20 protein-coding genes are annotated in these 17,348 nt (G+C 53.1%); 12 read left to right on the top strand and 8 right to left on the bottom strand.

What is annotated here, in order from left to right; genetic code table 11:
* Positions 1 to 24: 24 nt before the first annotated feature.
* The gene (locus tag AB1598_08070; protein MEW6144954.1) at positions 25 to 1,332 is read left to right on the top strand and encodes a hypothetical protein; all 1,308 of its coding nucleotides are present in this window, start codon (positions 25 to 27) and stop codon (positions 1,330 to 1,332) included.
* A gap of 71 nt (positions 1,333 to 1,403) precedes the next feature.
* Complete coding sequence (locus AB1598_08065; GenBank protein ID MEW6144953.1) at positions 1,404 to 2,381, top strand: D-glycerate dehydrogenase; 978 nt, start codon at positions 1,404 to 1,406, stop codon at positions 2,379 to 2,381.
* A gap of 120 nt (positions 2,382 to 2,501) precedes the next feature.
* Here the strand turns inward: AB1598_08065 and AB1598_08060 are convergent, their stop codons facing one another.
* From AB1598_08060 to AB1598_08040, 5 genes are all read right to left on the bottom strand, one after another.
* Positions 2,502 to 2,990, bottom strand: a complete 489-nt coding sequence (locus tag AB1598_08060) for a hypothetical protein (protein MEW6144952.1) — start codon at positions 2,988 to 2,990, stop codon at positions 2,502 to 2,504.
* A 113-nt stretch (positions 2,991 to 3,103) separates the two neighbouring features.
* Positions 3,104 to 3,355, bottom strand: a complete 252-nt coding sequence (locus AB1598_08055; protein ID MEW6144951.1) for a hypothetical protein — start codon at positions 3,353 to 3,355, stop codon at positions 3,104 to 3,106.
* Positions 3,356 to 3,501: 146 nt separating this feature from the next.
* The gene (locus AB1598_08050) at positions 3,502 to 4,350 is read right to left on the bottom strand and encodes a shikimate dehydrogenase (protein ID MEW6144950.1); all 849 of its coding nucleotides are present in this window, start codon (positions 4,348 to 4,350) and stop codon (positions 3,502 to 3,504) included.
* A gap of 30 nt (positions 4,351 to 4,380) precedes the next feature.
* The gene (locus AB1598_08045; GenBank protein ID MEW6144949.1) at positions 4,381 to 5,301 is read right to left on the bottom strand and encodes a bifunctional riboflavin kinase/FAD synthetase; all 921 of its coding nucleotides are present in this window, start codon (positions 5,299 to 5,301) and stop codon (positions 4,381 to 4,383) included.
* 243 nt (positions 5,302 to 5,544) lie between these two features.
* The gene (locus AB1598_08040) at positions 5,545 to 6,309 is read right to left on the bottom strand and encodes a prolipoprotein diacylglyceryl transferase (protein ID MEW6144948.1); all 765 of its coding nucleotides are present in this window, start codon (positions 6,307 to 6,309) and stop codon (positions 5,545 to 5,547) included.
* A gap of 138 nt (positions 6,310 to 6,447) precedes the next feature.
* On the opposite strand from AB1598_08040, the gene AB1598_08035 reads away from it, so the two are divergent.
* On the top strand, positions 6,448 to 8,247 hold the full coding sequence (locus tag AB1598_08035) for a M28 family peptidase (protein MEW6144947.1): 1,800 nt from the start codon (positions 6,448 to 6,450) through the stop codon (positions 8,245 to 8,247).
* Between the two features lie 69 nt (positions 8,248 to 8,316).
* Here AB1598_08035 and AB1598_08030 read toward each other — a convergent pair whose 3' ends face one another.
* Together AB1598_08030 and AB1598_08025 are read right to left on the bottom strand one after the other, a co-directional pair.
* Positions 8,317 to 8,901 (bottom strand): flavin reductase family protein, encoded by a 585-nt coding sequence (locus AB1598_08030; GenBank protein ID MEW6144946.1) that lies wholly within the window; start codon positions 8,899 to 8,901, stop codon positions 8,317 to 8,319.
* 75 nt (positions 8,902 to 8,976) lie between these two features.
* Positions 8,977 to 9,711, bottom strand: coding sequence for a DUF3943 domain-containing protein (locus AB1598_08025; GenBank protein MEW6144945.1), 735 nt, complete (start codon positions 9,709 to 9,711; stop codon positions 8,977 to 8,979).
* Between the two features lie 232 nt (positions 9,712 to 9,943).
* Here AB1598_08025 and AB1598_08020 point away from each other — a divergent pair, with 232 nt between their 5' ends.
* The 9 genes from AB1598_08020 to AB1598_07980 all read left to right on the top strand — a co-directional run bounded on the left by AB1598_08020 (position 9,944) and on the right by AB1598_07980 (position 15,923).
* The gene (locus tag AB1598_08020; GenBank protein ID MEW6144944.1) at positions 9,944 to 10,642 is read left to right on the top strand and encodes an OmpA family protein; all 699 of its coding nucleotides are present in this window, start codon (positions 9,944 to 9,946) and stop codon (positions 10,640 to 10,642) included.
* Positions 10,643 to 10,696: 54 nt separating this feature from the next.
* Positions 10,697 to 11,386 carry a tol-pal system protein YbgF gene (gene ybgF / locus AB1598_08015; protein MEW6144943.1) on the top strand — a complete coding sequence of 230 codons (690 nt, stop codon included), beginning with the start codon at positions 10,697 to 10,699 and terminating at the stop codon, positions 11,384 to 11,386.
* A 60-nt stretch (positions 11,387 to 11,446) separates the two neighbouring features.
* Positions 11,447 to 12,217: an OmpA family protein gene (locus tag AB1598_08010; protein MEW6144942.1), complete on the top strand. Its 771-nt coding sequence runs from the start codon at positions 11,447 to 11,449 to the stop codon at positions 12,215 to 12,217.
* Between the two features lie 215 nt (positions 12,218 to 12,432).
* Positions 12,433 to 13,722, top strand: a complete 1,290-nt coding sequence (hemL, locus tag AB1598_08005) for a glutamate-1-semialdehyde 2,1-aminomutase (GenBank protein MEW6144941.1) — start codon at positions 12,433 to 12,435, stop codon at positions 13,720 to 13,722.
* A gap of 51 nt (positions 13,723 to 13,773) precedes the next feature.
* Positions 13,774 to 13,974 (top strand): AtpZ/AtpI family protein, encoded by a 201-nt coding sequence (locus AB1598_08000; protein MEW6144940.1) that lies wholly within the window; start codon positions 13,774 to 13,776, stop codon positions 13,972 to 13,974.
* The gene (locus AB1598_07995) at positions 13,946 to 14,332 is read left to right on the top strand and encodes an ATP synthase subunit I (protein MEW6144939.1); all 387 of its coding nucleotides are present in this window, start codon (positions 13,946 to 13,948) and stop codon (positions 14,330 to 14,332) included. Before AB1598_08000 ends, AB1598_07995 begins: the two co-directional genes overlap by 29 nt.
* A complete protein-coding gene (gene atpB, locus AB1598_07990) occupies positions 14,319 to 15,017 on the top strand; it encodes a F0F1 ATP synthase subunit A (protein ID MEW6144938.1) in 699 nt (232 codons plus the stop codon). Before AB1598_07995 ends, atpB begins: the two co-directional genes overlap by 14 nt.
* Before the next feature lie 54 nt (positions 15,018 to 15,071).
* The gene (locus AB1598_07985; GenBank protein MEW6144937.1) at positions 15,072 to 15,398 is read left to right on the top strand and encodes an ATP synthase F0 subunit C; all 327 of its coding nucleotides are present in this window, start codon (positions 15,072 to 15,074) and stop codon (positions 15,396 to 15,398) included.
* Positions 15,399 to 15,476: 78 nt separating this feature from the next.
* Positions 15,477 to 15,923, top strand: coding sequence for a hypothetical protein (locus tag AB1598_07980; protein ID MEW6144936.1), 447 nt, complete (start codon positions 15,477 to 15,479; stop codon positions 15,921 to 15,923).
* Between the two features lie 12 nt (positions 15,924 to 15,935).
* Here the strand turns inward: AB1598_07980 and AB1598_07975 are convergent, their stop codons facing one another.
* Positions 15,936 to 17,306, bottom strand: a complete 1,371-nt coding sequence (locus tag AB1598_07975) for a CCA tRNA nucleotidyltransferase (GenBank protein ID MEW6144935.1) — start codon at positions 17,304 to 17,306, stop codon at positions 15,936 to 15,938.
* Positions 17,307 to 17,348: the final 42 nt, after the last annotated feature.

The raw sequence follows: 17,348 nt of genomic DNA, 5'->3' as shown, positions 1-17,348 counted from the left end.
AAATTCAGAGGGAGACAAGTAGAAATGAGTAAATATCCGCCTGGGCTTGATGTTGCCGTCGATTACAAATTCATGGACGCCGTTTTCGAAAGGAGGTCGAGGAGGTTCGGCCTCGGCATGGAGATCGAAAAGGGCCCCCTCGCGTACAAGTCCAAGCACGCCCCGGTCCCACTCTCTGAGCTCGAAGAGGCGATAATCGTCTGGAACGGGCTCGGTATTAAGAACATCAACCTGTCGGATTTCCCCCCGCACGTCGGGCTCGACCTCGAGATGCAGTTTACGAGCAGGACAGTCCCCGCGCTCGGGGACGTCCACAGGACGGAGCTCTTTTACACGAACGACGAAGGTACTTACATGGTAAAGCTCCACGACAGACGCCCGGATGACTTCAGGGGCCTCGAGGGACTGAGCCGTGAGAAGCGCGTCGACCGAATACTCGAGCTCTTCAGGGAGTCGAGGATAAAGCTCGAGGACAAGCGGGCGGACCTTCCCTCGAAGCCGCCCGGACTCGCCGCGCACAACCTCTGGAACGTAAACAAGCCGGGCACGACCCTTTTCATGCCGGTAACCGATCTCTCCGCCTGCATAATAAATCTTTACTTCTTTTACATGCGTCCCGATCACAGATTCAATTTCGTCGACGAGATCCACGGGATGAGGGCGCCCGGGACGGCAGAGTGGCAGAAAAAGGGCTTCCTCGATCTCGGGAAGAGGATGCCGCTCATAGAGGCTGAGCTCAGGTTCGCGAACGGATATATAGCCGAGCAGGCGTTCATGGGGCAAAACATGGTTCTTACTCTCCAGGCGCTGGGGTTAGGGGGGTGGCTCTTCAGCGGGTTCGCGAGCATGTTCATGCTCGGCGGCACTCCGTTCAACCGTGGCCTCGGGTTCAGGTTCATCACTCCGAAGCTCAAGGGTGAAACGGGCAACCCGAACCCTGTTGCGGTCGGGAAGGACGGGTATTTCCAGGCCTTCTGTCCTCCATATTACAAGGACATGGGAGAAGCGGTCGAGGCGCTTAACGATTTGAAATGGTCCAACTGGGAATCCCATACGATGCCGTTCAAGAACCCCGAGGGCGTGCTCCAGGAAGTCGAGAGGCCGAGCAAGGAGGAGATACAGGTCGTCAAGGACATATGCAGCTACGTCTACGATACGTACGGGAGGTTCCCGGCGTTCTCTGACCCTATGTTCCTCCGGTTCATGGTTCAGGCGCACCACCTCGACCTGGATTTCTACGATAAATACTATCCGCCGGGCGCTTATACGGAGAACCATAGAAACCATTTCAAGCTCTGGCACCCTGAGATACCTGACCCGTTCGAGAAATAGAGACCGTTTCGTGTCCCGGAGTTGAACGAACCAGGCGTTCTGTATCTCTCTCGGGATGGACAATCAAAGTAATGGAAAAGATATATGTCAGTGCGCACTACCCTGGGGAGCCCTTCGGGCGGCTCAGGGAAAAGTACATTGTCGAGGAATTCCCGGGTGACCGTCTTCCCACGAGGGCTGAGCTTCTCGAGGGCGCGTCAGGCTCGATAGCCGTTATCTCGACAGTTTCCGACAGGATAGATAAAGAGTTCATCGACCTTCTCCCGGGCCTCAAGATAGTATCCAACTGCGGCGTCGGGTATGAGAACGTAGACGTCGCCTATGCGACCGAAAGGGGCGTCATGGTCACGAATACGCCCGATGTGCTCACCGAAACGACGGCCGACCTCGCGTGGGCTTTGATGATCTCGGCCGCCCGGCGGGTCGTAGAGGCGGACGCGTACGTGAGGCGCGGGGACTTCAAATGCTGGCACCCGTCGCTCCTCCTCGGGCAGAACATTCACGGAAAGACCCTCGGAATATTCGGCATGGGACGGATAGGCGCGGCCGCGGCCAGAAGGGCTGCGGGTTTCGGGATGAAGGTCGTATACAACAACAGGAGAAGGAACGAGAATGCCGAGAGGGAAACCGGGGCTGTGTATGCGGACTTTCAGAGTCTTCTCAGGGAATCGGATTTCATCCTGGTCTCTTCTCCTCTGAATGATGAAACGAGGGGACGGTTCGGGCTTGCCGAATTCAGACAAATGAAACGGACCGCTGTTATCGTGAACGTCGGGAGGGGACCGATCATAAAAGAGGGAGAGCTTGCAGCGGCGCTGAAAGAAGGGATTATCTGGGGGGCTGGGCTCGACGTGTACGAAAGGGAGCCGGACGTGGACCCAGAGCTCCTTAAGCGGAAGAACACAGTGCTCCTTCCTCACATAGGGAGCGCGTCCGCGGAAACCAGAATAAGGATGATAGAGATGGCTGTCGAGAGCGTCGATCTAGCGCTCGGCGGAAAGATACCCGAACACCTCGTCAACCCGGAAGTTCTCGAGCGCATGGGCTAGCCTTACTCACTCTATGGCTGGTCCTTTCATATAAGCCCCCGCTCGCATATGCCGCCGCTCATACTCACCTCTATATATGCTCCCCGCCCGTATATGCGCCCCTCTCGTATATGCCACCTGTTACTGAGAGTTGAGGGTAGGGAACAGGTTCTTGTTCCCGGTGAGTTTCTTGATCATTTTGAAGATGTCGCTCTCTTCGAACTGCGACGGATGGATAGGCTCGGACTCTTCGTCCTCGAAAAGCCTTTCGTAGGAAATGAGCAGCGCCTTCGCTTTGGCGATCTGCTGCTTGGGAGATTCATGGGGGCCGCCCAGGAGCAGCTCTATGAGCTCTCGGCCCCTGTCCTCTCCGTATTCCTTTATACCTTCATCTATGAACTGCTCGTAGACGGGCACGCGTTTTCCCGAAACGTCGCCTTTAATCGATTCGGAGGTCTCGTAAATTCCGATCAGTTTGCTGGAAAGGTTCTTGATCCTGTTCATGTCCTCGTGGATCAGGTCAATTTTTTCCATGAGGGCGGGCAGCTCGTTGTAATCTATGTCGGAGAGATCGAAGCCTCGATAGTTAACGGGAATGTCGGAATCAAAGTCGTCGAAATTATCTATCATCCTGAGTCCCTCCTTTTAAGATTTATCTACTAAAAGTCTAAGAATTTCTGTGCTAAGTTTCAAGCCCTATTTTTATCGTCGCCGTTCCGCGGCTGTTCGTCCGCCCGGGCGGATCAGTCGCCGCCGTTCTGCTTCTCGCCGTTCCCTTTCGAGCCGCCGAAAAAAGACCTGAACGGCATCTTGAGTATGTATATAACTACGGCGGGTCTCAGAAATATCGATGCGAACTGCCAGATATCAGCCGGCGTCAGGTAGATCTTCGAATCCCATACGCCCATCTGGCCGCTCAGGACCACGAACTCGCCCTCTACCGACGAGTCGCTGACCTTGATCTCGAAATCTCCTGCGGGGCTTACAACCTTCATCACACCTCCGATCGGGTTTAAGCTGTCGTATTGATACACTCATTATCCCATAAAGCCCGGGTATATGCCAGTGGACGATTTGTATTTTTCGGACCTGGGGCCTATTTTACCGGGGTGTAAAAAGGGGCCGTTGACTCGGAGGCGGCTTATTCGATCGCTTTTCTCATAACCCCAACCGGGGCGTCCCTGCCCGTCCAGATCTCGAAGCTGAGCGCGCCCTGGTAAAGGAGCATGCCGAGGCCCCCTGACGCCCTGCGGCCGAGCCTGCGCGCCTCCTTAACGAGCGGCGTCTCCTTGGGTTTATAGACCAGGTCGTACACGGCGGCAGTCTCCTTGAGTGCATCGAGTGGAAGGTCTATGGTTTCCCTTCCCTCCATGCCCGCCGAAGTTGAATTGACGAGTATGTCCGCTTCCGCGAGTTTTGCTCTTACGGCTTTGACATCGTCGAGCGCGACCGGCTCGATCTTGATTTTCTTGAATCGCTTTCCGAATTCGTTCGCCATCTTCAGGCCCTTATCGTATGTTCTGTTGGCGATGTATATTCTCTCGGCCCCGTTCAAGCAGAATGCGGACATTACGGCCCGGGCGGCCCCCCCCGCGCCAGCGAGGAGCACGCTCAGCCCCTCGGGCTTTATACCGAGGTCTTCTTCGACCGCCCTCAGGAACCCTCCCACGTCCGTGTTGTAGCCTGTGAGCTTGCCGTCGTTGTTCTTTACCGTATTGACCGCGCCCATGAGCTCTGCGTCGGGGGCGATTTTATCTAGGTGAGGAATTATGCTTTCCTTGTGGGGAATAGTGATATTTACTCCATTTATTCCGAGGATCCTTACGGCCTGGGCGGCCTTGTCTATCTCCCCGGGCGATACATCGAACGCAACGTACACGCAGTCGAGCCCGAGCGCCGAGAACGCGCTGTTGTGCATGACGGGCGACAGGCTGTGATGCACGGGGTGGCCGAATATTCCGTATATTTTCGTCGTCGCTTTTATTTCCAATTTTTCCCCGCGGGAAGTGGCATATTCACTTTAAATTACATTCCTGAGGACGTCTTTCACCTTTTCCACGTCCTTCCCGATCTCGGCTACGAGCGCGTCCACGCTCTCGAAACGCTTCTCGTCCCTTATCCTCTCTATGAACTCGAGCCTGAGCCTTTTCCCGTATATATCGGAATTAAAGTCGAATATATGAGTTTCGATAAGGAGTTTATTGCTCCCGAACGTGGGTCTGTATCCTATGTTCGTTATGCTGTCGAGCTTCTTTCCGTCAAGATAGGCCCTCGTGGCATAGACACCGGTTTTCGGAAATATGTCCCAGTCCGTATCCAGATTCGCGGTCGGGTATCCGATCTGCCTGCCCCTCTTTTCTCCCTCGGTGACTTGTCCCTCGACGTAATAAAAGTAACCGAGGAACCTGGCCGCCTTTCTTGCGTCGCCCTCCCTTAGAAAATTCCTGATGGCGGAACTGCTGACGACCTCGTTGTCTATGAACACGGGACCGATAACGCTCGTTTCGAAGTCATACGCCTTCCCCATGGCTTTGAGAAGATCCGCATTCCCCTCCCTCTTCCTTCCGAACGAAAAGTCGGGGCCTATGATGAGGTGCTTGACCTTGAGCCTGCCTACGAGTATTTCGGAGATAAAGTCCTTCGCCGTGATTTTTGACATCTCTTTCGTGAATGTATAACAGGCGACGAAATCAATGCCCTCGTTTTCCAGCAGCCTGAGTCTCTCTCTTATAGGCATCAGGAGCGGTATCTCTATGTTCTGGAGCACCTTTTGGGGATGGGGGTGAAAGGTTATCACGCAGGAGCTCAGTCCCTTCGTTCCGGCCGTTTCCTTTACCGCGCTCAATATCCTCTTGTGACCGATGTGTACGCCGTCGAAGTTTCCGATCGTAGCGGATGTCGGGCTGTCCAGAGGTTCTTCGGGATCGAAAATTACTTTCATTTTATTTCTGCCGGCCTCATGTGAGGGTAATAAGCAATGAGTTCGTTTGCCGGATTAACAGCTTTTTGCCAAAACCGATACGATAAAGGTTCATCCCGCTTCAGTATCACTATTCGGTAAATTGTCTCAAGAAAGCAGTCACCTTCGGCGTTTCACGAACTGCAAGCGACCTGAATATTACCATAACATACTCGGAGTAAAAGCATTTATAAATAGCGGGGAGAGTGGTATTCAAGCCCGCCGTCAGGGAGCTGCTGCAGGCCTCGCCGTGCGATTTTTGGAATTCCATAGAATTACGATGCCCGCTGCGACAAATACGACCGCTATAATTTGGGCCTGCGATATACCGGGGATGAAGCTGGGCGTCGTCTGCCGCAGGAACTCCACGAGGAACCTCTGGATCCCCAGAACAATAAACGTAATCGCCGTCATCCACCCGGTCGGAAGGTCTTTTTTGCGTATGCCCCAGAGCACTGCGAACAATATCGTCATGGAGATCGTGTCGTATATCTGGGTCGGATGGACCCTTTCGGTAGTCGGTGGCGAGCCCTCGGGAAAGGCCATCGCCCAGGGCAGGCCGGAAGGGGTTCCGTAGTCGTCTCCTACGAGCAGGCATCCGATTCTGCCGATCGCATACGCTATTATGAGGAGCGGGCACATCAGGTCCGTGACGGATAAAAAACTGATCCTTTTCATCTGGGTCACGAGCCATGTGAGTATTGCCGCCCCGATGAGGCCGCCGAAGAAAGTAAAACCGGACGCGAGGTACCTGACGGGGTCGGCGATAAAGTCCGTTATGGGGACCTGCTGGTAGAGGAACAGGATTTTCGCGCCGCCGAGTCCGCCCACTACGGAGGCGATGAGCAGCAAATCCACGAGGTTGCCGTTAAGCCCCTTCCTCTTGAATTCCGATTCTCCGAGTATGTATGCGACCAGGAAACCCAGGAGGACCATTACCGAGAAAGAAGATACGGATATGTCGCCTACTCTGAATAGAACGGGATACATTGTATACTCCACTGTGCGGTTTTGGGTCATAAGTCTTACACGGTTTGGTTTTGTCTGCAAACTGCTCCCCGGTCGTTCGTTGTAATATTATCTATATGTGAAACGGCTCCCTGCAGGGCTGTGGTAATTTATTGAGTTATGCGGAAGTATGCTCTGCCTCTTTTACTGTCCCTGGTTATTCTTTCTCCGTCCCGGCCGGAGGAGGCCCCTTCCCAACCCGTCTCGGGGGAGATAACGCAGCACGAGGTCATTGCCCACGTGCGCTACCTCTCCTCGGACAAGCTCGAAGGGCGGATGACGGGTGAGAAGGGCTCGACAGAGGCCGCGCGGTATATCGCCCGTGATTTCGAGCAGTCGGGCCTCGAGCCCCTGGGAGACGGCGGCAATTACTTTCAAAAATTCCCGCTCCCTGAGAGGGTTATTCCCGGGAAGCTGAACTCGCTCGCCATCACCATCAACGGTCTTGAGAAACGGTTCGAATTGGGCCGTGATTTCTTTCCTCTGGCCGTTTCTGCGAGCGGCTCCGCTTCTGGAGAGCTGGTGTTCGCCGGATACGGCATCAGCGCTCCAGAGCTCGGGTATGACGACTATCGAGGCGTGGATGTGAGGGGCAGGATCGTGCTCCTGCTTAGGGGCTCGCCGAGGGATATGGACTACAGGAGCCATTTCTATGATTATGCGTCCTTCCGGTACAAGGCGATGAATGCCTGGGAAAAAGGGGCGAAAGGCATCATTTTCACGACGCCCGATTCGCTCGACGAGGAGGAAGACCTGGGAAGCCTGGCCTTCGAGCTGCCGTCGGGCGGCGCGGCGGTTGAGGCGGCAATTATCAGGAGGGACGAGGCGCGGGTAATCATCGGCTTGGCGGGCGGGGACTTCGCACGATTGGAGGCGATGCTCTCCGAAAGGAAAAGCGGCTCGTTTCCGATCCCGGGATCGGAGGCGGAGATGAGGGTCGATCTCGTGACCGTAAGGGGGGAGAGCTCCAATGTTCTCGGGTTCCTTCCGGGCAGCGACCCCGTGCTTAAGAATCAGGTAGTTGTAATTGGCGCACACTATGATCACCTGGGCAGAGGGCAAAATTATTCTGACCCCCGGCCCGGAAAGGGCAGGGTATATAACGGCGCCGACGACAATGCTTCGGGCGTCTCAGGTCTTCTCGAATTGGGCGAGTATTTCGCCCGGAGCACACACCGCCTTAAGCGGAGCCTCCTATTTATAGCGTTCTCGGGGGAGGAGATAGGCCTCCTGGGCTCTTCTTTTTACATAGAGCATCCGGCGATACCCGCTGAGAACACCGTGGCGATGATAAATATGGATATGATAGGGAGGCTCAGGGAAAACAAGCTCACGGTCCTCGGGGTAGGCTCAGCCGGGGAGTGGGAAGGCCTGATCGACAAGGCGAACGCAGGCGTCGGCCTCGACCTGACCTATATGGATTCGGCGTTCGGCCCGAGCGACCAGACTGTTTTTTTCGCCGACAAGATACCGTCCGTCCTCTTTTTTACTGGGCTTCATAAGGACTATCACACGACCGGGGACGACTGGGAGAAAATAAACCCGGAGGGCGAAGCAAGGGTGCTGCGCCTTATAGCGAATCTCGTTACGGAGCTGGGCGACGGGGGGAAAGTCACGTTCTCCGAGGGCTCGACGGCGTATGATGGACCGCCCGAACTTAACGTCTATCTGGGGACAGTGCCCGATTATACGAACCGCGAAGAGGGGGTGAGGCTCTCGGGAGTAAAAGAAGGGAGTCCGGCCGAGCGGGCCGGGCTCGCGAAAGGCGACACTGTCATAGAGCTCGACGGGATAAGGATCCGTAACATATATGATTACCGGAGCGCGCTCGCGGTATCCAGACCCGGCGTCGCCGTCGAGGTCGTGATAATCAGGGCGGGGAAACGAATTAGCGTCGGTGTCGTGCCGGAACCGCGCTGAGATAACTCTTTAGAACGATACGGTTCTGCCGGGGTCGGTGAATTTTGCATGCCGGCGGAAACCCCGCGGTTATTCGGGCTTCCAGGGCGAATAGTCTATGTTGTGGATCAGATTCAGGGAATATGCGACCGAGCGGGAAAGCTTCTCTCCGTACTCCTCGATCCATTCGCGCGGAGCGTCCGAGTAAAAGTGATTGAGCGTCATCCACTGGCCCCTGCTGATTATACCGCCGTCTTCGACGCTCACGAGGAACGCCGTCATGTCACCGCCGTCCATCGCATTGATCACCCTGCATTCGGCGTAGGAGTGCGCGTCCGTGAGCACAGGGCTGCCGGTGACGCCTGTTCTGTACTGCACGTTCTCGAATTTATTCCTGTCCCTGCCCGTGTAGAATCCGAAGTTCCTTACGAGGCTCAGCTGATCGGGCCTCAGAAGGTGGATGGTGAACGCCCTGCTGTTCGTGATGAATTCGTGCGTATAGTTGCCTTTCCATATCCCGACGAGGAGCCGCGGTATGAAATGGACTATGGATGACGTAACCGCTGTCACCGCGATCTGCCCGTTATGCTTCCCCTGCCAGGTACTTGTAATTGCAACGACCGGGGAGAGAGACCAGAAAGCCCCCGCGACCGCCTGTCCTTCTTCTTTGCTCATGGTATTATCCTTGGTGATTCGCCGCTTGGTCTGCGGGCCGGTCTTTCAGGCTCGGGTTTATGCAAACACATGTATCTACCACTGGAAGCCGATAACGACCTGCCCGCTCACGAGAGGGCTCAGGTTTACAGTCTCCCGGTCAGGGACGATTATTTTCATTGGGTTAATGACGTACCCGAGGGCGTTCAAAAACCCGCTGTCGCTCGAAGCGAGCAGGTTGGAAGTCTCTTCGAGGACTATGCCCGCGGGAACGCCTATGCCCGGTGTTATTATCAGGTCGTGTATCGACGGCGATTGTATCACTCCCTCGATCGTGTATTCGAAAAGAGTGCTCTGGACGGCCGATCCGACGGCGGAAGCGAAACGGTCATAGCCCTTGGCTCTGTAATAAAGATATGAATAGGCGCCGAACGCGGGGTGGGCGATCCAGTTCGTTTTGAACCTGTCTCCGTCTTTCCATTCGAAATCGCCCCTTCTCTTTCCGTCGTTCTGGAAACCTAGGAAGTTCTTCCACCACCTGAGCGGGTTTATTATCATTTGTTCTTCTTTTCTGTTTATATCCAGCATGTTCACCTGGGCTATGCGGATGAGCCAGATCGTGAAGTAAACGTTGCGGGTGTTTTGAAGGAAATCCTCGAAGTCCGCTAGCGTTTTCCTGTCCGCTTCTTTCTCGAGAATGATATCCGGCTTGTTTATATCCGTGATATCGACAAATACCGAGTCGTTAATAGGGCTTAGGGGGAGCAGTGTCTCGCTGCCTTCAATCGTTGCCGCACGTGCCGAATCGGTGTTGAATATTATTAGAGACACGTGAATAATCAGTAAAAACCTTAAAAACGACGTGATTCTTGATGAAAGCGGCATATTCCCTCTCGTTTTAATAATAACACCGCAGAGGGGGATTTGGTAGCGATTATTTGGTTTAAAAATTCTCCATTTTTATTTGAGATTTAACGCATTTTTGATTAAAATGTCTTGACTTAACAACCAAAATAATGTAATTATCTCAGGTAGAAGTTTCATTTCAATCAGGAGGAGCTTAATGGAAAGGCTGTGGTTACGTGCTTTATGCGTTTGTTTTGCATTTTCGATAATGTTTGCGATTGGTTGCGGATCGAATCTGGATAAAGAAATGGCCGATGCCGAGGCTGCGCTGCAGGCGGCTAAGGATGCGGGAGCCGAGGGGTTACCCGAGTATCAGGCAGCCGAAGAACTGATTGAAAAAGCGAAGGAGATGATGGCTGCGGGAAACAAGGACGCCGCCCGCCAGCTCTTGGAGGAAGCGAGGTTCAAGGCGATAGAAGCCGAAGGAAAGGCGAAGAGCCAGGCCTACGCACAGACTGCGGACGAAGGCAGTCTTCAGGATTTGAGCCCCGCCGGCTCACAATACGGTCTGGTGGACATATTCTTCGATTATGACCAGTCTGCTATAAGAATTGATGCGAAGCCCGTGCTTGATCAAAATGCAAGTATAATTAGGAACAGCGGAGATAAGTTCCAGGTCGTTGTGGTAGAAGGTTATTGCGACATAAGGGGCACGGAGGAATATAATCTTGCCCTGGGCCAAAGGAGAGCCGAATCGGTGACGAATTACCTGGTCGGGCTCGGAATTTCGCCCTCTAAGGTGCAGCCTATAAGCAAAGGAGAAACCGAACAGTTCGCTGTGGGTACGAGTGAATACGATTACCAGCAGAACAGAAGGGCGCATTTTGTGCCGGCGGTTGGTTCCCCAAGTTTCTAGGTATGACCTATGCACAGAAAAGCAATTAATCTCATTGCGGCGGTGATTTCTATTATGTCTCTCGGTTGTGTGGCTACTCAGGGTGATGTCAGCAGCGTTTACGCCCGTCAGACTAGGCTTGAAGCCAAGATGGACAGGCTGTCGAACCAGGTTGAAACGATAAGCCAGAAAGAAGCCTCCACCACGGGTACGGACGTCCAGCTGCAGGAGAAGGTTTATCAGCTGGAGGCCAGCCTTAGGGACTTAAGCCAGGCTTACTCGAAGCTTGAGTCGAAGGTCAATCAGCTGAGCCTGGGCTCCGCGCCCCCGGTTACGGAGTCGGGGTCCCATATGCAGATGCCCTCGGAGACGGCTTCGGTCAATACCGAGGAGGTCATGTTCAATGAGGGTTATACGGAGCTGAGCGACGGTAATTACGAGGGTTCGAGGGCGAAGTTCAAGGAGTATCTATCCAGGTACCCCAAGTCCCAGAAGGCGAGTGACGCGACTTACTGGATCGCCGAATCCTATTACAGGGAAGGGCAGTTCGAAGAATCGATACTCGAATATCAAAGGTTCATAGATACGTATCCCAAGGACCAAAGGGTGCCTCTGGCGTATCTCAAGCAGGGCATGTCCCTGGTCGAGATCGGCAAAGAGGAAGAGGCCAAATTATTCTTCCAGACGCTGATAGACAAGTACCCGAATTCCGACGAAGCTAAGACGGCAAAAGAAAAAATTTCAGAGCTTGCAGTTGAGCGTTAAACTGTTTATTATTATGTACTCGTTAAGTACTCAAAAAACTCTTAAAGGAGGTGCAGTAGAATGAAAAGGGATAAGCAAATCCTGTTTTTTGGCCTTCCCTTGTTAGTTGTTGCATTGCTCTATCTGGCTAGCTGCGCGACACCCCCGCCGACTAAAGAGCTGGCAGCTGCTGAATCGGCAACAGCTGAAGCGAAAGCTACTTGTGAGCAATGTAAGCAGCGTGTTTGCGGTGACGATCCGACGAGAGGCGATTATTGCGGAGCCCCTTGCGGTGAAGACGAGCTGGCAGCTGCTGAATCGGCACTGGCAAAGGGTAAAGCCCTCGCGAGCGAGTTCTGCAGTGAGCTCGAAGCTCGCAGAATGCTGATCGATGCCAAGGCAAAGGCAGACGAAGCGAAATTAAAATGTGCAGTACCGCCACCCCCGCCGCCTCCGCCACCCCCGCCGCCGGCACCTGAGCTCAAAGATATATTCTTTGACTTCGATAAGTACAACATCAGGCCGGACGCTGCAGCGGTGCTCGAAGAAAACGCGGCGACCTTACAGGCAGATGCTAACCTGACTGTATTGATCGAAGGGTATGCGGATATCAGAGGTACACCTGCATACAACCTGAAGCTTGCTCAGAGAAGGGCCGACTCAACGAAGGCGTTTCTCGTCCAGCTGGGTATCGACCCTGCCAGGATCACGACTGCGAGCGGCGGTGAAACGACACAGTTCGGTGCGGGAACGACCGAAGAAGCCTATCAGCTTAACAGAAGGGCTCACTTCGTAGTAACTTCGCCGACTGCGAAAGTAGGCGCGAGACTTATATTTCAGTACGCCAACTAAAATATAAGCTTGGCCTAAACGCTTGAATATAAGAGATTTCTCATCGTTCCTGAGTACTTGAAACGGTGAGGCTAAATTACGGAGAGAAACCCCGGTACGGGGTTTCTCTCTTTTTTTTACATGCCGTTTGTTCCCGGAATCATTGATTACTTGACACTCCATAATAATCCATGTTTACTACTGGCTGTTTTTGATTCCCACTCCTGTTCGCGGAAATGAAACTCCGGCTTACGAAATCGAAAAAACTGTTTAAAACCGCTCAGAAACTCATACCTGGCGGTGTCAACAGCCCTGTTAGATCTTTCAAAGCCGTATCGGGCACGCCTGTCTTCATATCCAGGGCCAGGGGTCAATATATTTACGACGCTGACGGGAATAAATACACGGATTACATGTCTTCCTGGGGGCCGCTTATTCTGGGTCACGCGGCAACCGGCGTGGTCAAGGCGGTAAAGAGGGCGGCGGAAAATGGTACCAGCTACGGCGCCCCGTGCGAGGATGAGATAGAGGTCGCAAAGCTCATAGTTAAATCCTTCCCCTCCATCGATATGGTCAGGATGACGAGCTCCGGCACCGAAGCCACTATGAGCGGGGTGCGTCTTGCGAGAGCCTTTACGAAGAGGGACTATATAGTGAAGTTCGAGGGATGCTACCATGGGCACGCCGATTTTCTGCTCGTTCAGGCGGGTTCAGGTGCTACCACTTTCGGAACGCCGAGCAGTCCGGGTGTACCCGAATCATTCACGGAAAAGACACTGCTTGCGAATTATAACGATCTCGATTCGGTGAAGGGGCTTTATCGGAAATACGGGGATCAGATTGCGGCCGTCATCCTTGAGCCGGTCGCTGCAAACATGGGCGTCGTTCCGCCCGCGGACGGTTTTTTGGAAGGTCTCAGGAAGCTCACCAGCGATTCCGGGTCGCTTCTCATTTTTGACGAGGTCATAACGGGATTCAGGCTCGGAATGGGCGGCGCCCAGCGTAAATACGGTGTGATTCCCGACATTACCTGCCTCGGGAAGATTATTGGGGGAGGTCTTCCGGTGGGGGCGTTCGGCGGGAGGAAGAATATAATGAGCATGGTTGCTCCTTTGGGCCCTATGTACCAGGCGGGGACGCTCTCGGGGAACCCGCTCGCGATGGCCGCCGGGCTCGCAACGCTTAAAAAACTAAAAGAGCCGGGTAATTACAAGAGGCTTCGGGAACTCTCCTCTGCCATGGTCGAGGGGATAAAGGAAATAATAAAAAAGGTCGGTGTCAAGGCTTCGGTCAATTCAGTCGATTCCATGTTTACGCTCTTCTTTACTGAGATAGAGCCTGTGGATTACAAAACGGTGCTAAAAAGCGATACAAAAAAGTATTCCAAATTTTTTGAAAATTTACTCAGGGCTGGTATTATGTTTCCGCCTTCTCAGTTTGAGGCGGTTTTCCTTTCGCTGGCCCACACTGAAAGGGACGTCGATAGTACGCTTGACGCCGTGCATAAAGCTCTTAAATCGGTCTGAGATAATCGGGGGAGACGTACTGTTAAGAGTGACGGAAAGTATAAATGGCTGATGTTCATAGCCATCGGGTTCGAGCTCGGGTTCTCGGTCATAGCCGGCATACTGCTCGGGGAATACATAGATGAGCTGGTCGGGACCAAAACCCCCTGGTTCACGATTCTTGGGTTGTTGGCAGGTGTTTTTGCAGGGTTCAATATTCTTTTGAGGATGCTAAAGCGGATAAATGACGGAAAGGACAGCAACTCTAATTAACATACCGAGCATAGGAAGAGTAGAGAGAACCGGTCTGGCCGTTACCGGCATATTAATGGTCGTGTGTTATTTTATCGGCTCGAGGGAGCTGGCGGTGGGAACTGCAGCGGGGGGGATACTTTTTACCGCGAATTTCATGGCGATCAGGTTCCTCGTAAACGCGCTCGTAGCGAAGTCGTCTCCAAAGGGCTTCGGCATATTCGCGTTCGTAATCAAGATGGCTGTATTCATCGCAATAGTGGTGGCGTTATTCATATTCGCCAAGGTGAACCTGTACGGGTTTTTTATCGGGGTCACAGGTGTCGTTATAGTGATAATCGGAGAAAGCTTGAGAGGGAGTAAAGATGGAACACTTTAGCTGGTTCACCTTGATCGGACTCGGACAATACGACTATATACTCGGGTCGATACTGGTGCTTATTATTCTGGCCCTGGCCGGGTTCGGGATAAAGAAAGCGCTATCGAGGGAAGATTCCGTTTTGCCTGATGAAAAGTTCTCGATAAGGACCATCTTCGAAATACTCACTATCGACTTTCTATTTGACCTGTTCACGAACATGCTCGGCTCTAAAGAACGGGCGAAGAAGTATTTCCCTCTCCTGGGCGCTTCCTTTTTCTTCATTTTGTTCGCGAATTTTCTCGGGATTATCCCCGGCTTCCTGCCGCCGACCGGAAACTTCAACGTGCCCGTTGCATGCGCGCTAGTCATATTCGTAATGTATAACTTTTACGGGTTCAAGGAAAACGGGCTCGCTTATCTGAAACATTTTGCGGGACCCGTAATATTTCTGGCCCCGCTGATGTTTATTATCGAAGTAATAAGCCATTTCGTACGCCCTGTGTCGCTTTCCCTCAGGCTTTTCATGAACATAACGGGAGACCACCTTATACTGGGCGTTTTCACCAACCTCGTGCATTACATAATACCGGCTATATTCATAGGTCTCGGAATATTTGTATCTTTTCTCCAGGCGTTTATATTTACCGTGCTGTCGGCGATATACATATCCCTCGCCACGGCGCATGAAGCTGAAATCGAATAGGATTCGGGCAAAAAATTAAAAACAAATGACCTACTATACAAAAGGAGGTAAAAAATGAAAACAGCACTTTCGATTCTCTCGATAGTCGGAGTAGCTATCCTCGCTGCTTTTATTCCGGATGCGGCGTTCGCGCAGGAAGGGGGCGGCGGAGAGCTCACGAAGCTCGGACTCGCTCTCGGCGCGGGATTGGGAATTGGAATCGCGGCCGGTGTCGCCGGTCTGGGTCAGGGACGCGCGACTGCGGCTGCATTGAGCGGTATCGCGAGAAACCCGGGCGCAAGCTCCAAAATCCTCACTCCGATGATTATCGGTCTTGCTCTCATCGAGTCTCTCGTTATTTATGCTCTTCTCATAGCATTCCTGCTGCAGGGAAAAATATAATCAGGGTGCGGGGGGTTCTCGGGAATCCCCCGCATTTACTAATTTGATATATTAGTCCCCCGGCGTTACCTTTCTACTATGAAGAAAGCCGTAACATGCCTTCTCGTCGCTTTCGTCCTGTTCAGCTGCGGTAAGACGACCGGTCTGATACAGAAGGACGACCAGGAGTCCCTCGCGAAATCGAGCGATTTTTATTATAAGCTCATAATGTGGAAATACTATGAGAAGGCCGCTCAATTCGTGGACCCCGACAAATATAAGCAGTTCGAAGCCTTCGTGCTCGCAAACCGGAACGACCTCAACATCACGGGTTATGAGATAAAGGAAATGACTTATATGACGGAGGGCGCGTCCGATGGAAGCCCGGCACAGAAGGAAACCGGCGAGTGTGTGGTGAGGGTCCTCTACACTTACTATAAATACCCGTCCGTCTCTGAGAAGAGCGTCATGGTCCAGGACACCTGGATTCAAAAGGGCGATTTCTGGTACATCTCTTCAGATTTTAGTGCAGGGACTTTCGAGTAGCCTATAAGGAATCTAACTGACGCTCCTGCCTATAGGATACTTCCTCGAAACGAGCTCTCTGGCTTCCTCGGCGTTTTGAATTTCCCCTTCGAGCTGGGCTTCCTCGACAAAGCTGAGTATCTCCGTGAATATCGGGCCGGGCGTGTATCCCATTTCGATAAGCTCCTTCCCTCCGAGAAGCGGCTCCGGTTTTATCTCTTCTTCCTTGAGCTCCTCGAACTTTTTCATGACGAAGTCGTAAGCCTCGGTAGAGCCGTGGCTCGCGAGGCAGTCCGCCAGGTGGAGGATCATATGGTCCTCGAAATCAGGCGTGCCGATGAACCTCTTTAACGTGCTTTTTTTCATATAGAAGACGTCTTTGAACTTCAGGTGGTCCCGTACCAGCTCAAAGATGAGCTCGATCTGTTTATTGGAGAACTTGAGCCTCCTGCATATATCGCGGGACATTTCGGCCCCGAGCTTGTCGTGCCCGTTGAACCTTATCCTGTCCGTGACCGAGAAAGTAGGCGGCTTCCCGACATCGTGGAGGAGTCCTCCCATAGCAAGCTCGGGCGAGACGGGCCCTCCTGAATTCTCGTATATTTTATCGAGCACGAGGCAGGTGTGAGTGAATACGTCTCCCTCGGGATGGAATTCCGGGGGCTGATCCACACCGGACATTACATCGACCTCCGGCAGGATATATCGCAGAAGGCCGCTCTCCCGGAGGAGCCTCAGTCCCGCTCCCGGATTTTCCTGGGTGATGATCTTTACGAGCTCGTCCCTTATCCTCTCGGCGCTCACCAGATTTATGGCGGGTGCGAGTGCTTTGAGAGCGGAGTAAGTCTCCTTCTCGACCTCGAAGCCGTACCTGGAGGCGAATCTCACTGCCCTCATGAGCCTGAGCTTGTCTTCGCCGAACCTGTATAGCGGCACGCCTATTGTCCTGATTATCCCGTCTCTTATATCGTCCATCCCGCCCACGTAGTCGATCGCCTCTTCCCCTATGGGGTCGTAGAGCATCCCGTTTATCGTGAAGTCCCTCCTGAGTACGTCTTCCTCTTCTGAGGCGGTGTAGGCTACGTAATCCGGGTGGCGGCTGTCGGAGTAGCCCTCTTCTTTCCTGAATGTGGCGACTTCGAACCTGTAATGTCCTATCAAAACGAGTATTACGCCGAAGCTCACTCCGACGGGTATGGTATGCGTGAAAATTTTCGAAACTTCGTCAGGGGTTGCGCTCGTCGTTATATCGTATTCCCTGGGCGGGGTTCCCATCAGCATATCCCTCGTGCACCCGCCGACGCAGAAAGCCTTATGTCCCGCATTCCTCAGCTGCGTGACCAGGTGTCTGGCTATGTCGAAGAGCTCGCTCTCGAACGGTTTAATCTCTATAACTTTCTTCATGGTTTTAAACTGCCAGTTTTAGAGTATATTTTACACTCAGTC

This window comes from Thermodesulfobacteriota bacterium (assembly GCA_040754335.1).
Lineage (GTDB): Bacteria > Desulfobacterota_D > UBA1144 > Nemesobacterales > UBA2774 > 2-12-FULL-53-21.
This window is presented reverse-complemented; position numbering and strand designations above follow the sequence as displayed.